Source organism: uncultured Romboutsia sp. (assembly GCF_958366745.1).
Taxonomy (GTDB): Bacteria; Bacillota; Clostridia; order Peptostreptococcales; family Peptostreptococcaceae; genus Romboutsia; species Romboutsia timonensis.
Map to the genome: position 1 here is coordinate 1 of NZ_CATXCO010000036.1, position 14,951 is coordinate 14,951.

General features: G+C 28.5%; 17 protein-coding genes, 1 pseudogene and 1 riboswitch. Of the genes and pseudogenes, 14 read left to right on the plus strand and 4 right to left on the minus strand.

Features of this window, described 5'->3' with window-relative positions:
• A partial coding sequence (locus tag Q5F54_RS04370) for an ABC transporter ATP-binding protein (protein WP_302334010.1) occupies positions 1–682 on the plus strand: 682 nt, incomplete at its 5' end.
• 205 nt (positions 683–887) lie between these two features.
• Here the strand turns inward: Q5F54_RS04370 and Q5F54_RS04375 are convergent.
• The 4 genes from Q5F54_RS04375 to Q5F54_RS04390 all read right to left on the minus strand — a co-directional run bounded on the left by Q5F54_RS04375 (position 888) and on the right by Q5F54_RS04390 (position 2,807).
• Positions 888–1,067, minus strand: coding sequence for a hypothetical protein (locus Q5F54_RS04375; protein WP_288305854.1), 180 nt, complete (start codon positions 1,065–1,067; stop codon positions 888–890).
• 51 nt (positions 1,068–1,118) lie between these two features.
• Positions 1,119–1,547 (minus strand): hypothetical protein, encoded by a 429-nt coding sequence (locus Q5F54_RS04380; RefSeq protein WP_071120310.1) that lies wholly within the window; start codon positions 1,545–1,547, stop codon positions 1,119–1,121.
• A gap of 321 nt (positions 1,548–1,868) precedes the next feature.
• Positions 1,869–2,372: an ImmA/IrrE family metallo-endopeptidase gene (locus tag Q5F54_RS04385; RefSeq protein WP_071120311.1), complete on the minus strand. Its 504-nt coding sequence runs from the start codon at positions 2,370–2,372 to the stop codon at positions 1,869–1,871.
• A 12-nt stretch (positions 2,373–2,384) separates the two neighbouring features.
• Entirely contained in the window at positions 2,385–2,807 is a 423-nt protein-coding gene (locus tag Q5F54_RS04390; RefSeq protein WP_071120312.1) for a helix-turn-helix domain-containing protein, read from the minus strand.
• A gap of 580 nt (positions 2,808–3,387) precedes the next feature.
• Here Q5F54_RS04390 and Q5F54_RS04395 point away from each other — a divergent pair.
• The 13 genes and pseudogenes from Q5F54_RS04395 to Q5F54_RS04455 form a co-directional block, all read left to right on the plus strand.
• Positions 3,388–3,600 carry a helix-turn-helix transcriptional regulator gene (locus tag Q5F54_RS04395; RefSeq protein WP_071120313.1) on the plus strand — a complete coding sequence of 71 codons (213 nt, stop codon included), beginning with the start codon at positions 3,388–3,390 and terminating at the stop codon, positions 3,598–3,600.
• Between the two features lie 60 nt (positions 3,601–3,660).
• Positions 3,661–4,467, plus strand: a complete 807-nt coding sequence (locus tag Q5F54_RS04400) for a phage antirepressor KilAC domain-containing protein (RefSeq protein WP_302334011.1) — start codon at positions 3,661–3,663, stop codon at positions 4,465–4,467.
• Between the two features lie 42 nt (positions 4,468–4,509).
• On the plus strand, positions 4,510–4,932 hold the full coding sequence (locus Q5F54_RS04405; RefSeq protein ID WP_302334012.1) for a hypothetical protein: 423 nt from the start codon (positions 4,510–4,512) through the stop codon (positions 4,930–4,932).
• Positions 4,933–4,942: 10 nt separating this feature from the next.
• A complete protein-coding gene (locus Q5F54_RS04410) occupies positions 4,943–5,476 on the plus strand; it encodes a hypothetical protein (protein ID WP_302334013.1) in 534 nt (177 codons plus the stop codon).
• Positions 5,361–6,044 (plus strand): ATP-binding protein, encoded by a 684-nt coding sequence (locus Q5F54_RS04415; RefSeq protein ID WP_302334020.1) that lies wholly within the window; start codon positions 5,361–5,363, stop codon positions 6,042–6,044. The genes Q5F54_RS04410 and Q5F54_RS04415 overlap by 116 nt, the downstream gene beginning before the upstream one ends.
• Positions 6,045–6,418: 374 nt before the next feature.
• Positions 6,419–6,594: riboswitch (cobalamin riboswitch) on the plus strand.
• Positions 6,595–6,741: 147 nt separating this feature from the next.
• Positions 6,742–7,695, plus strand: a complete 954-nt coding sequence (locus Q5F54_RS04420; RefSeq protein WP_302334014.1) for a M14 family metallopeptidase — start codon at positions 6,742–6,744, stop codon at positions 7,693–7,695.
• A gap of 18 nt (positions 7,696–7,713) precedes the next feature.
• Positions 7,714–8,652 (plus strand): nickel ABC transporter permease, encoded by a 939-nt coding sequence (gene nikB, locus Q5F54_RS04425; protein WP_302334015.1) that lies wholly within the window; start codon positions 7,714–7,716, stop codon positions 8,650–8,652.
• 2 nt (positions 8,653–8,654) lie between these two features.
• On the plus strand, positions 8,655–9,512 hold the full coding sequence (gene nikC, locus Q5F54_RS04430; RefSeq protein ID WP_302334016.1) for a nickel transporter permease: 858 nt from the start codon (positions 8,655–8,657) through the stop codon (positions 9,510–9,512).
• 21 nt (positions 9,513–9,533) lie between these two features.
• A complete protein-coding gene (locus tag Q5F54_RS04435) occupies positions 9,534–11,105 on the plus strand; it encodes an ABC transporter substrate-binding protein (RefSeq protein ID WP_302334017.1) in 1,572 nt (523 codons plus the stop codon).
• A 22-nt stretch (positions 11,106–11,127) separates the two neighbouring features.
• Positions 11,128–11,913, plus strand: coding sequence for an ABC transporter ATP-binding protein (locus Q5F54_RS04440; RefSeq protein ID WP_302334018.1), 786 nt, complete (start codon positions 11,128–11,130; stop codon positions 11,911–11,913).
• The gene (locus tag Q5F54_RS04445; protein ID WP_302334019.1) at positions 11,906–12,871 is read left to right on the plus strand and encodes an ABC transporter ATP-binding protein; all 966 of its coding nucleotides are present in this window, start codon (positions 11,906–11,908) and stop codon (positions 12,869–12,871) included. Before Q5F54_RS04440 ends, Q5F54_RS04445 begins: the two co-directional genes overlap by 8 nt.
• Entirely contained in the window at positions 12,868–14,211 is a 1,344-nt protein-coding gene (locus tag Q5F54_RS04450; protein WP_302169765.1) for an MATE family efflux transporter, read from the plus strand. The genes Q5F54_RS04445 and Q5F54_RS04450 overlap by 4 nt, the downstream gene beginning before the upstream one ends.
• A 305-nt stretch (positions 14,212–14,516) precedes the next feature.
• Positions 14,517–14,951 (plus strand): annotated as a pseudogene (locus Q5F54_RS04455) (hypothetical protein); the annotation flags it as partial.

Consider the following 14,951-nt stretch of genomic DNA (forward strand, 5'->3'; position numbering starts at 1 on the left):
AACAATACTTCATAATATAAAACTATACGCTGAACCTGGTCAAAAGGTAGCATTCGTAGGATCTACAGGTGCTGGAAAAACTACAATAACAAATTTAATTAACCGTTTCTATGATATACAAGACGGTAAGATTAAATATGATGGTATAAATATAAATAAAATTAAAAAAGCAGATCTTAGACGTAGTTTAGGAATAGTACTTCAAGATACACATTTATTTACAGGTACTGTGGCTGACAATATAAGATATGGAAATTTAAATGCCACAGATGAAGAGGTAGCTAAAGCAGCAAAACTAGCTAATGCTGATGGATTTATCGAAAGATTACCTCAAGGATATGATACAGTTCTTACAGGAGATGGATCAAACTTAAGTCAAGGTCAAAGACAGTTACTAGCTATAGCTCGTGCAGCCATAGCAGATCCACCAGTTCTTATACTTGATGAAGCAACAAGTAGTATAGATACTCGTACAGAACATCTAGTTCAAGGTGGTATGGATAGCTTAATGTATGGTCGTACTACTTTTGTAATAGCTCATAGATTATCTACAGTTAGAAACTCAGATGCCATAATGGTACTTGAACAAGGTAGAATAATTGAAAGAGGGAGTCATGAATCACTAATAGCAAAAGCTGGTAAGTATTATCAACTTTATACTGGTGCTTTTGAATTAGAATAAAAGTCTCGTCCATTGGGTGGGACTTTTTTGTTTTGGCATAAATACTGATATGTGGTTATTTTTATTTTGTAATTATTATGGAGTAAGCTAACAGGGGAAAAAATAGGCTATGTTTTAAATTAATGTTGATTTTAGAACGTGTTTTAAAAACAAAAAATAGGAGATATTAAGCTCCTATTTTTTGTTCGCAATATATTAATATTGTTTATTTCTTTTTAAATACAAAATTAGTTATAGTTCCTAAAATTAAAGTAGGTATTGTAGCTCCTATTAATATACCTATTACAGACATTAACGCTAACTCCGTTAATTGAGTTATAAACATAACCGAAGTAATTATATAGAATACTATATAATCTAATTTTCTAAATGGTGAAAAATTCATCTTATCCCCCCTTTTTATTTAATTCGTACTATATTAAGATTGTATATTAACTTAAAATGATTTTAATTTGATAGCTGAAAACCATATTACATAAAATACTGTTACTATCATAGCTAAAGCGTTCCATACAATTGAATAGTAATTACTGTTAACTATTCCAATTGACATATCAAACATATAAAATAACATAAATAAATATCCTACTATCTTTATTATTTTTACGGCTATCTTATCCGATTTTTTATAAAATACATCTTTGCATGATAATTCATTATTTTTACTAAATACACCTAATAAACCTGCAATGATATGAACAACAATATTACCTATACAAATTATTGCAAATATTGGTATAAATAAAACTAATCCTGTACCCTCCATCCCCGTTATCTCTGGAACATACATAACACTCTCCAATAAAAAATATAGTGCTATTATACAAATTGGAATCATAAGAATCCATGCTATTTTTTTATTCATAATACCCCCTCCTACTTTTATAACATTTAATTCACATTATATAACAATTGCGAAAAATTACATATATTATATATAACATTATAACATTAAATTATTTTACCTAAAAAGAATTTATATCCATATTATAACTTACTTTTACTAAATAATATTATAAGTATAGATACTGTATAAATAGAGTATAGGGAAAAAGAAAAATAAAAAGAAAAACAAAAATAAAAATAAAAAATTCGCTACGCTCATGTCGCCAACGATATATCCTTGCTACCGCTACGGATACATCCGTTGCTCAAAAAGAAAAAGGTTAGGAAAACCCAACCTTAATCAAAAAGCTATTTTAATATTAGTATATACTAAATTTTTACGCTTTAAATCTACATACTTTACAGGAACACATTGCTCTTTAGCTTGATTAATATTTGTAACTCCCAAATTAATATATTCTAAAGTAGAATCATCATCTAATAAAAACTCAGAAGCAAAAATTTCAGCCTGCATTTCAATCTTACAATCTGCTATTACTGGCTTATAGTTTTGATCTATAGTATTTATATCAGGATGAAGTATGGCATGACCTAATTCATGAGCTAAAACACAACTCCTTTTATAATAGTCTAACTTTGAATTTATAAAAATAAACTGTTTACTAATAGATACACCATTTCCAAAGAGTATATCAAACTTTCCATAAGCACCATCAACTTCTAAATCGTCAATATAAAGTAATATTATTTTTCTATCCCTTATAATGTCTTCTAAACTACAACCCTCATACTCAAGTTTTAAATTTCTAACTATATGTCTTATGCTAGATGCTGAACGTGGCATAATAATCCCCTTTTATTTATCTTTTGATTTATTTTGTAACTCTCTTTCTTTTTCCTCTTGTATTGATAATAAAATAGCCCCTTTCATAGCAGATACTATGTTTTCTATAGTCTTATCAGATACAGGTTTTCCATAAAGTAAACAAGATGAATTATGCAAAGTTATATTCATATCATCAAACATATCCTCTATAGCAACTAAATTATTTTCATCTTTATTAATAACTTCAATAGTATCTGTAATACCTAATATATAATCAGCAGATATACCTAAAGCCTCAGCTATTTGACTAATAGTACCAGCCTTTGGTTCTCTATATCCGTTTTCATATCTAGATAAAGTAGGTTCTGCAATATTAGCTTTTTTAGCTAGTTCTCTTTGATTTAAATTCATATACATTCTAGCTTTTGCTATTCTTTCACCCATAGTTTCCATAAAAATATTCCTCCAATTTATATAACTTTATAACTAAAAGTCTATTAATATAAGTAAATGTAAATCTATATTGTTAATAGCTTATAGTTAATAAAATTTATAAAATCCATAAAAATTATTTTTCTAATGTGATAAATTAAATATCTTTTTAGAAAGATACATAAATAAATCTAAAATTCGCTTCGCTTGAGCGACGTGTCGGCGAAACATTTCATTTCGCCAACGATATATCCTTGCTCCCGCTACGGATAAATCCGTTGCTCAAAAATATCACTTTTTACTTTTGCAAATTTGTTAATATTATTTATTTTCATAGGTCATCCAAATTTTTTATGACATAATTTCCGTATATCTAAAAAAATTTTTTATAAAAATATTATAACATAAAAGTGGTAAAATATTACAAAATACTAAATAAAATTTACATTTTGGTAAAAAATAAATAGATATTAAATCATGTCTTGTAAAAATTTGCCAAATGATTATTGACAATAAATATTTTTAGGAATATTATGTAATTACAGATAGGGAAAAGAAAATTATAAAAATATAATATACATTGTTTAGGAGGTAAATTTAAATGGGGCTTAGAGGACTTAAGGCAAAAAGGATGTTAATGGGAGTTACTCAACAAGAGATTTCTAAAGAAATAGGGATTGCTTGCAAAACGTATAATTTAAAAGAAAATGGTGTAAATGATTTCAAATTAAGTGAAGTATCAAAAATTAGTAAGTATTTAGACTTAAGTGCACAAGAAATAAAAGATATATTTATAAATTGTAATGAATTTTAGGTAAAAATTTTTACAATTTAACTTGCCAAATGGTATATATAAATAAAGGAGGATAGTCAAATGGAAATAAATAAGGTGTTTAGAAATAAGGAATTTGGAGAACTTAGCGTAATAGTTAAAGATAAAAAAGAGTATTTTGAAGCAATACCAGTGGCAACTATACTAGGCTATCAAAATCCAAGAGGTGCAATACTTAGACATTGTAAAGAAGAAGGGGTACTGTTTCAAGACGTAAGGGTAGTAACTGGAGTAAAAAAAGATGGAAGTAATGCAGAAAAATTTGTATCTAAAAAATACATAAGTGAAGGAAACCTATACAGATTAATCATGAAGTCAAAATTGCCAAATGCAATAAACTTTGAAAACTGGATAATGGATGAAGTAATTCCAGAGATAAGAAAACATGGGGCATACTTAAATGATGATGTAATAGAAAAAACACTTAAAGATCCAGACTTTATAATACATTTAGCAACTGAGCTTAAAAAAGAAAGAAAAGAAAAACTAATGGCACAAAGAAAAGTTGAAAACTTAGAAGCAATAATTACAATAGATACACCTTACACAAACTTTGGAAAAAAAGTTGCTGTAAGTTCTGATGCAATAACTATAGGTCAATTTGCAAAACTACTTAGAAATAACGATATAGTAATTGGTAGAAACAGATTGTTTACACTGCTAAGGGATAGGGGCTATCTTATAAAAAAGGGAAAAGACAAAAACATGCCAAAGCAAACATATCTAGAACAAGGACTATTTAAAATAGCTGAAAATGTAGTTAAGACTGTTGAAGGGGAAATACTATCAACCACAACTTTAGTGACAGGAAAGGGGCAAATGTATTTTCTAGATTTACTAAGCAACTAGATTATTAAAAATTATAAATTTAATATAAAAGGGGATAAGATTATGATATTTTTAAACAAAAACAATTCTAAAAAAGAATCAATGACAAACGAAGAATTTGTAGAAGCTGTAAAATATATATTAAACCATGAATTACTTTCTTTAAATGATAAAAACAATTCAAAAGAAAATCCACTAATATTAGTTGATAAAGAAGCTAGATTAAATCGATATGATGTAATATGTAGCTATATAAAAGAATTAGAAGCAGAGAAAAAGTCCATAGAAAACTTTTTTAAAAGTGAAATGGATGGATATGAAACAGCTTATATAGGTGATAGAAAGCTTACATTTAAAAATCAAAGTAGAAGTATAATAGATACACAAAAACTAAGAACAGAATTACCAGATATAGCTAAGGCCTATACAAAAACAACAACATCAAAAGTATTTAAAATAAGCCAAAGAGTATTAAAGAAAGTGTAGGTGAAAATTTATGGCAGCATATCGTCACATACACATAGATTATTGGCAAGATAGCTTTGTACTAGACTTAACTCCAGAAGAAAAGTATTTTTATATATACTTAATGACAAATAGTAAAACAACTCAATGTGGAGTGTATAGTTTACATAATAGAATTATAGAAACGGAAACGGGATACAACAGAGAAACTGTAGAAAAGCTTATACAAAGATTTATAGAATATAAAAAGATATATTACTGTGAAGAAACCAAAGAAATATACTTGGTAAATTGGATAAAACACAATATGTCAAACAGTCCTAAAGTACAAAAGTGTATAAAAAAAGAAATAGAGAATATTAAAAATAAAGAATTTGTAAAACTTTTATATAAGTCCTTTGAAGAATTAGGATATAACATAGAAAATGGGGAAAATAATCATGGAAAATATAACAAAGAGTATAGAGAATCTAAACATGCCAAATCACTTAAAAATGAGAATGACAAAACTTATAAAAGCACAACAAATGATGAACTTGAACAACTTAGAAAAAGATTGGGATAATAGTAGTTATAAATGCAATAAATGTAGAGACCTTACATTTATAATAAATGATGGTGTAGCAACACCATGTGAATGTAGAGCAGTTAAAGAAGCTAAAGATATTTTAAGAAAAAGTGGAATAAGTGAAGAATTTAGAAATAAAAACTTTGAAAACTTTAAAACTATAAACGATAGCCAATCTATAAATGCTTATAACAAAGCTAAGGAATATTCTAATAACTTTCATATTATAAAAGATAGTACTCAAAACTCAATAATGTTTATGGGACAACCTGGGTCGGGAAAAACTCATTTATCACTTAGCATTGCAAATGTATTAATGGATAATGGTGTAGGAGTTGTTTATATGGGATATAGGGATGTAATAACACAAATAAAGCAAAATATTATGGATGAGGTTTACTATAATAAAGTTATGAATAGATATAAAAATGCAAAAGTACTTTTAATAGACGATTTATTCAAGGGAAGTATAAGTAAAAGTGATATAAATATAATGTTTGAGCTTATTAATCACAGGTATTTTAATAAGTTGCCAGTGATAGTTAAATGTCAAAAGATTTCCTAGTAGGAATAAGGAATAAAAAATTAAATTATAGGATTTACAGATAGTGTAGATAAATTATTTACAATCATTATACATTTATTTTTGAATTATGAATATATCACTGATTTTATATCTATTATTGGTGTTATTTTAGTTATTGTAGGTTAGTACTCAAAAGATTGATAAATTTCAATTTAGCGAATAGATTTAATGAATAATATTAATATATCATGAAGTAGGCTAACAAGGCCTAAAATAAAAGTCCTTATATTTAGGACTTTTATTTTTTTACCCTTAAAATAGATTACAGTATACTAATTTTAATACAAAAAGCATTAGGAAAATTTATAGAATATATGCTATACTTAATATATAAATTAAACATGTAGATTAATGTAAAATATAATTATAAAAGTTTCGTAAGAATTAATAGGGAAATTGGTGCAAATCCAATGCGATCCCGTCACTGTGATAAAGGGTTAGTTTTTATACCACTGAGTAAATATACTTGGGAAGGAAAATCTAACAATGCTTTTTAGCCAGGAGACCTGCTTTTATAAGTTAAAACATAACTTACGGTGTATAAGTGTGTTAAAAATGTCTAACTAATAGGTTTATTTAGTGCACACTTTTTTAAAAAAGTGTGCTTTTTTACGTTTAAGGATATGATAATTTATATTTTACTTAAAAGAATAACTATAAAAGAGGAAGTGATTTAATGAAAGATATAAATTTAGCTAACTTTAGTAAGTTTAGAAATCAAAAACAACAAGGATACATAAATGTAAGTGGTACTAATATAAAACTACCAATAACCATAATTTGTGGTAAAAAAGAAGGAAAAACTGCTTTGATAACAGGAGGAGTTCATTGTGCAGAGTATGTAGGAATAGAAACTGCCATAGGATTATCAAAGGAAATAAATCCAGAGGATATAAGTGGAAATATTATAATTGTGCCATTAATAAATCGTAGTGGATTTGAAAATCGTACAATGAGTGTTGTTTATGAAGATGGAAAAAATTTAAATAGAGTATTTCCAGGTCATGAACAAGGTAGTGTAAGTGAAAAAATAGCGTACTTTATGGAAAAAGAATTATTTAAAATAAGTGATTATTACATAGATTTACATTGTGGAGATGGATATGAAGAATTAACTCCATATGTATATTATCAAGGTGTAGCAAGTGAAGATGTAACATCTAAATCAAAGCAAATGGCTATGGCTATTAATCCAAAGTATGTCGTAGAATCTCAATCTAATAGTGGTGGAGCATATAACTATGCTGGTTCAATAGGCTTACCAGGGATTTTAATAGAAAGAGGATGTATGGGTAAATGGAGCAAAGAAGAGGTAGAGGAATATAAAATAGATGTAAAAAATGTTTTAAAAGAACTTAACGTTTTATCAGGAGAAAAGGTAGATAGAAATAATGATACAAAAGTTATAACAAATACTATCTATGAAAACTCTATGTATACAGGGTGTTGGTATTCAAACTACAAAGTAGGCGATATTGTTTCAAAAGGCGATGAACTTGGAACAGTTAAAGACTATTTTGGAAATATACTACATACATGTATAGCAAAAGTAGATGGAATTATTCTATATCAAGTTGGAAGTTTATCAATATTAAAAGATGGACCTATGATAACTTATCGAGAAATATAAATATTAGGGGGAAACAGATTGAGTAAAAAGCAGTTGATAAACAGAATAATACAAATAATAATAGTTCTATTTGGCATTAGTTTGATTACTTTTACATTGATATATTTAGCACCTGGTGACCCAGTAAGAACCATGTATGCAGCATCTGGAATGATGCCAAGTGAAGATGTTATTCAACAGATAAGAGAGTCAATGGGACTAAATGATCCATTTTTTGTTCAATATTGGAATTGGTTAAGTTCTTGTTTAAGAGGTGATTTTGGAATTTCATATTCTACAAAAAAACCTGTTATAGATATTATATTATTAAAATTAGTTCCAACTTTAAAATTAGCTTTTATGTCATTAATAGTTATGTTAATAATAGCAGTTCCTTTTGGGATATTGGCTGCAGTTAAAAAAAATAAAGTAATTGATTTTCTTATTAGCGGTACAACTTTTTTAGGATTATCTATACCTAACTTTTGGGTAGGTTTAATGCTTTTATATTTTATAGCATTAAAATTTAAGTTATTGCCAGTAGTATCTACAGGAGATGGAATTGAAAAAATGATTTTACCTGTATTAACACTTGCATTTTCAATGGCAGCAAAGTACACAAGACAAGTTCGTACAGTTGTACTTGAAGAATTAAATCAAGATTATGTAATTGGTGCAAGAGCAAGAGGAATAAAAGAAAATATTATTCTTTTAAGACATGTACTTCCAAATTCTCTTTTACCTCTTATAACTTTGCTAGGATTATCACTTGGTTCTTTATTAGGAGGAACTGCAGTAGTAGAAGTTATATTTTCTTATCCAGGTCTTGGGAATATGGCAGTTTCAGCAATAACATCTTATGATTATCCTTTAATTCAAGCCTATGTAATGTGGATAGCATTAATCTACATGATAATAAATCTACTTATAGACATTTCATATAAATATTTAGATCCAAGGGTTAAAGAAAGAGGATAGACATGAGTAAAATTAAGGAATTTATAAAAAAAAATAAAATATTTTCATTGCTTATAGTAGTTGCCATTGCAATTATTTCAGTTGGTATATTTGCACCGATAATAGCACCATACAGTCCTTTTGAAGGAAATTTATCTGATGCACTTCAACCACCTAGCAGCGAGCACATATTTGGTACAGACAAGCTTGGAAGAGATGTATTTTCTCGTGTTGTTTATGGTACAAGAATATCTCTTACAGCATCATTGGTACTTGTTATTTCAATTTTTACAATTGGTACAACTTTAGGAATACTTTCTGGATACTTTGGAGGAATTGTAGATGAAATTATTATGAGAATTTCAGATATAATGATATCTTTTCCTGGAATGGTACTTGCAATTTCACTGGCAGGAATCATGGGCTCAAGTGTAGACAATGCAGTAATAGCAATAATGGTAGTAAGCTGGACTAAATATGCAAGATTATCAAGAAGCTTAGTATTAAAAATAAAAGAAACTGATTATATTTATGCAGCAAAGATAAGCGGATGTAAGACAATACATATTATTACAAGGCATATAATACCTAATATTATACCAACATTAATAACTACAGCAACTACAGATATAGGAACGATGAAATTAGAGTTGTCATCACTTTCATTTCTTGGATTTGGGGCACAATCACCACAGGCAGAATGGGGATTAATGTTAAATGAAGGACGTGCATATATGCTTGATTGTCCTTGGCTAATGATATATCCAGGATTAGCAATATGTATAGTTGTAGTAGTATACAATCTTTTAGGTGATAACTTGAGAGATATTTTAGATTCAAAAAAAGCTATAGAAGAAGTAGAAATAGAAAAAGTAATATAAAAATGACAAAGGGAGAGTCTTATGAAAATTAAAAGAAAAATAATAAAACTATTAAGTACAGCATTTATAATATCCATGATGGGGTCGATGCTAACTGGATGTTCAAGTAGTACAGCTGATACATCAAATATATTAAATTTTGGATGTACAAATTTCTCAGACTCATTAGATCCAGCAGCAATGCCTAATGCAGCTTGGTGTGTTTCTCGTTATGGTATAGGAGAAGCTTTATTTAGATTTGATGATCAAATGGAAGCAGACTACTATTTATGTGATGACTACTCAGTAAATGATGATAATACAGAATGGACATTCCATATACGTGATGGAGTTAAATTTTCAAATGGTAAAGAGCTAACAGCTTCAGCAGTAGTGGAGTCTATTGAATATATGTATAAACAAGAAAACAGTGGAAAAGGAAGCTCCGCACCTTCAGTATATATGAAATATGATTCTATAAAAGCAGATGATGAATCTAGAACGGTTACTATTAAAACAAGTAAACCACATACAGATTTAACTAAAACTTTAGCACATCCATATTTCTCAATATTAGATATGGAATCAGATTTAGTTAATAAACCAGTTGGAACAGGACCATATGCAATAGATAAATATGATACAGGTATTTCTATATCTATGGTAGCCAATGAAAACTACTGGAAAGAAGAAGTACCATATGAAAAATTAAATGTTATATTTATAGATGATAATACTACAAAATCTATGGCTCTTCAAAATGGAGATGTTGATGTTGTAGAAAACATAACAACAGCTAACGATTTAAAAACATTAAAAGAATCATCAGAATACAATGTATCACAAACAGTAGGAGTTAGAACAGGATTTGCATATATAAACCATAATGGTGTTTTAGCTAATGATGATTTAAGAAAAGCAATTCTTACAGCAATTGATGATGACACTTTATGCAATATAACTGTTGGAGGATTATATACTCCAGGAGCTTCAGTTTTACCATCCACTTTAGATTATGGATATGATAAATTAAATGATACTATTTCTTTTGATGAAGAGAAAGCAAAGAAAATCTTAGATGATGCAAAAATAGTTGATAGTAATAAAGATGGACATCGAGAACTAGATGGAAAAAACATTGAATTAAACTTTCTTACATATGACAGTAGAAACCTAACTGATTTTGCAGAAGGTGTAGCACTTCAACTTGAAAAGATAGGTATAAAGGTTAATGTTAAGAAAACTGATGCAGATACAGAGTGGAATATGCTTGTATCTGGAGAATATGATTTACTTAATACTAACTGGATGACAGTTCAAGATGGAAATCCATATGGATACTTAGATAAGTGGTATGGAAAATCAAATGCTAACTACTGTGGATATCAAAATGATGAATACGATAAGATATATGAAGAATTATCAACAGAAATGAATGAAGAAAAACGTAAAGAAATGATACAAAAATTACAGCAAATATTAATAGATGATGCAGCAGTTATGGTACATGGATACTATAATAGTAATATGTGTAGTGACAAGTCTGTAGATGGTGCACAGATAAGTGTTGCAGACTACTACTGGATAAGTACAGATATAAAACCAGCTAAGTAAGATAAAAATAGGAGATTATATTATGCTAAATATCAACAATATTACAGTACAATATGGAAATAAGAATCCTTCTATAGTAAATCTTAGTATGGATATGAAACCAGGGGAAATAGTTAGTATAGTAGGAGAAAGTGGTAGTGGAAAAACTACATTAATACGTTCTATAATGGGGCTACTTCCAGCAGGAGGTAAGATAACAAATGGAGATATTGTATTTAATGGGAAGTCCCTTTTATCTTACTCAATGGATGATTGGAATAAAATTAGAGGAACTGAATTATCTATGATTTTCCAAGATTGTGGAGCAATGATTAATCCAATTAGAAAAATTGGAAATCAGTTTATAGAATACATAAGAACACATGAAAAAATGTCTAAAGAAGAAGCTAGCAAAAAAGCTATAAATATGTTAGGACAAATGATGTTTTCAAACCCTGATAATATAATGAAAAGCTATCCATTTCAATTAAGTGGAGGTATGCGTCAAAGAGTAGGAATTGCCATGGCAATGACATTTAATCCAAAGCTTTTAATTGCAGATGAACCAACAAGTGCACTTGATGTAACTACTCAATCTCAAATTATACGAAATATGTTAGAACTTAGAGAAAAGTTTAATACAGGTATTATTATGGTTACTCATAACTTAGCAATAGCAGCTTATATATCTGACAAAATAATAGTTATGAAAGATGGAAAAATAGTAGAACAAGGAAGTAGAGATAATATAATAAATAATCCCAAAGATGAATATACTAAGGAGTTACTTAATTCTGTGTCAAATTGGGAGGAGAAATTATATGTCTAAAAGTAAAAATATATTAGAAATAAGAAACGTTACTAAAAAATTTAATACTCCTAATAATAAAGTTTTAACTGCTTGTGATAATATTTCTCTTGAATTTGAAGAAGGAAAAATTCTTGCGATAGTAGGAGAGAGTGGATGTGGGAAAAGTACTTTAATGAAAATGATAGTTCAATTGGAGGAAGTAACATCTGGTGAAATTTTATACGGAGGTGAAGATATTACTAAATTAAAAGGTGAAAAACTTCGCCAAAATAGAAGACATATTCAAATGGTATTTCAAGACCCTAATACAGCATTTAATCCAAGAATGAAAGTAAGAGATATAATCTGTGAACCTCTTTTAAACTTTGGGTTAATAAAGAAAAATCAAAGGGACGATATTGCAAAAGAATTTCTAGAAATGGTTGATTTACCGAAGGATTTTTCTAATAGATATATTCACAATATGAGTGGAGGACAACGACAACGTATAGGAATAGCAAGGGCTTTAACTCTTAACCCTAAGGTTGTTATTTTTGATGAATCTACATCAGCTCTTGATGTATTAACACAAAAGAAGATAATAGATTTAATTATAAAACTACAAAAAGAAAAAAATATTACTATAGGACTTGTTTGCCATGATATACATTTAGTGTCTCAAATAAGTGATAAAGTTGCTGTTATGTATTTGGGAAATTTAGTTGAAGTTATTCCAGGAAGAAAGCTTCAAGAACAATGTAAGCATCCTTATACACAAACTTTAATATCTTCAACTTTTCATTTAAACATGAATTACTCTAAGAAAATTGAAAATATTAAGGAAGCAGAAAATCCTATAGATATTTCAAAAGGATGTCCTTTTAAAAATCGTTGTAAATATTCAATTGAAATCTGTAAAGATAAAAAGCCTGAATTAAAGTTAGTTTCAAAAAATCATTATGTAGCTTGTCATCTTAATAATGGGGAGGAAGAATGATGCAAAATGACCTTACAAAAGGACCTATAGGAAAGGGAATTTTAGTATTTTTATTACCTTTATTAGCAAGCACTTTAATACAGCAGTTATACAATACTGTAGACTTAATTTTTGTTGGTAAATTCTGTGGAACAAAAGCAACAGCAGCCATAGGAGCAAGTAGTTTAATTATAACTTGCCTTATTGGCTTTTTTAATGGAATGGCAGTTGGAACAAATGTAGTAACTGCACATATTTATGGAAAACAAGATGAAAAAGGATTAAAAAATATAATTCAGACAGTTTTTATGGTCGGATTATTTGGTGGTTTAATATTAACAATAATCGGGATATATTTTGCACCAATATTTTTAAGATATATGAATACGCCAGATAGTATTCTAGATATAGCCATCAAATACCTAAGAATATATACATTAAGTATGATATCTGTAGTTATATATAATCTTTTATGTGGTATTTTAAGAGCAATAGGAGACTCTAAATCGCCAATGAAGTTCCAAATTTTTGGTGGTCTAGTCAATGTTGGGGCAGATTTTATTTTCATAGTAATATTAAAAATGGGTGTAGAAGGAGCTGCCGTAGCAACTTTCTTATCTCAAGCTCTTACAGCAATATTAACAATTGTTTATTTTTACAGACGTATAGAAGAGCCAAAATTACAGTTTACCCTGAGTATATTTAACAAGGAAATATTTAGAAGAATACTGATGATTGGAATTCCAGCTGGAGTTCAATCAATTGTAATTACTTTATCAAATATAATTATTCAGTCTCAGATAAATTCATTTGGAGTAGATGCCATAGCTGCATTTACCGCATATTTTAAAATAGAATTGATTCTATATTTACCTATTATAACATTAGGTCAAGGATTAGTATCATTTGTTGGTCAAAACTATGGAGCTGGTCAGTACGATAGAATAAATAGAGGTATCAAATCTGCAATGATTGTAAGTGCAATAATTACTATGGGAGTAAGTACATTAATGATAATAAATTCAAAATATATTTTTGGTATATTTACATCTAATAGTGAGGTTATTAGGTATGGGGGGAATATTGTATCAATAACTTTCCCATTTTACTTCTTATACGCTATTTTAGAATGTTTAAGCAGTCAAATTAGAGGGAGGGGGATATCAATACCACCAATGGTTATCACCTTGCTTAGTTTTTGTGGTATCAGAATAATGTTTTTAATAGTTCTATTAAGAAAATATAATAGTATATCAAGTATAGCTATCACATTTCCAATATCATGGTTATTTGCAGTTATATTAACAAGTATGTATAGTTATTATACTTTTTCTAAAGAATCAAAAGAAACTGTTTGCTAAATTTTAGCAAATAGTTTTTTACTTTTAGAGAAACTTATAAATTATTATTTCTACGATTCGTCTCAACCATTGAAATCCACTAACTAGGTACCTTATAATAAAGTACCTAATTTTTTTAAAAAAAGTTCTTGATTTAAAGTTAACTCCAACTATTATTTTATAACTAAAAAGAAAAATACAAATTTAAGGAGGGATATTATGAAAGTATTATTAGTAAATGTTATCTCAAATAAATAAGAACCATTTCCTAATATTTACATATGATATATAGGACAATATTTATATCATAAAAAGGGGAGTCAACAATGAAAAAAAATTATTGGCAAGAATATTGGGAAAGTTATTTCAACTTTATGGCTTTATATCTTAGTGAGTTAAGAAATAGATATCCTAATGCAGATATTAAACATGAATACACAGAAGTTGCTAAATTATTTGAACCTTCTATGCCACCTGAATATTACGAGATTTATGATGAATATGACGAAGGTGGAGAAAATAACAACTTACCAGAAGATAATGATCCACCAGCTACACAACCTGGAGGTGGACAAACTCCTAATCCTTTTATATTACCAGGAGGTGTGCAATTTCCTAATCCTTTTGCACCGCCGGGTGGAGGGCAACCCTCTAATCCTAATACACAACCTGGAGGAGGACAAACTCCGACACCTTTTATATCACCTGGAGGAGGGCAATTTACTATAAATAACTGCAGAAGGATGGCAATAGTTAGGATA

Coding starts and splice junctions, on each gene's coding strand:
- Q5F54_RS04375 (WP_288305854.1), bottom strand. CDS start 1,067: ATGAATTTTTCACCATTTAGAAAATTAGATTATATAGTATTCTATATA.
- Q5F54_RS04380 (WP_071120310.1), bottom strand. CDS start 1,547: ATGAATAAAAAAATAGCATGGATTCTTATGATTCCAATTTGTATAATA.
- Q5F54_RS04385 (WP_071120311.1), bottom strand. CDS start 2,372: ATGCCACGTTCAGCATCTAGCATAAGACATATAGTTAGAAATTTAAAA.
- Q5F54_RS04390 (WP_071120312.1), bottom strand. CDS start 2,807: ATGGAAACTATGGGTGAAAGAATAGCAAAAGCTAGAATGTATATGAAT.
- Q5F54_RS04395 (WP_071120313.1), top strand. CDS start 3,388: ATGGGGCTTAGAGGACTTAAGGCAAAAAGGATGTTAATGGGAGTTACT.
- Q5F54_RS04400 (WP_302334011.1), top strand. CDS start 3,661: ATGGAAATAAATAAGGTGTTTAGAAATAAGGAATTTGGAGAACTTAGC.
- Q5F54_RS04405 (WP_302334012.1), top strand. CDS start 4,510: ATGATATTTTTAAACAAAAACAATTCTAAAAAAGAATCAATGACAAAC.
- Q5F54_RS04410 (WP_302334013.1), top strand. CDS start 4,943: ATGGCAGCATATCGTCACATACACATAGATTATTGGCAAGATAGCTTT.
- Q5F54_RS04420 (WP_302334014.1), top strand. CDS start 6,742: ATGAAAGATATAAATTTAGCTAACTTTAGTAAGTTTAGAAATCAAAAA.
- nikC (WP_302334016.1), top strand. CDS start 8,655: ATGAGTAAAATTAAGGAATTTATAAAAAAAAATAAAATATTTTCATTG.
- Q5F54_RS04435 (WP_302334017.1), top strand. CDS start 9,534: ATGAAAATTAAAAGAAAAATAATAAAACTATTAAGTACAGCATTTATA.
- Q5F54_RS04440 (WP_302334018.1), top strand. CDS start 11,128: ATGCTAAATATCAACAATATTACAGTACAATATGGAAATAAGAATCCT.
- Q5F54_RS04445 (WP_302334019.1), top strand. CDS start 11,906: ATGTCTAAAAGTAAAAATATATTAGAAATAAGAAACGTTACTAAAAAA.
- Q5F54_RS04450 (WP_302169765.1), top strand. CDS start 12,868: ATGATGCAAAATGACCTTACAAAAGGACCTATAGGAAAGGGAATTTTA.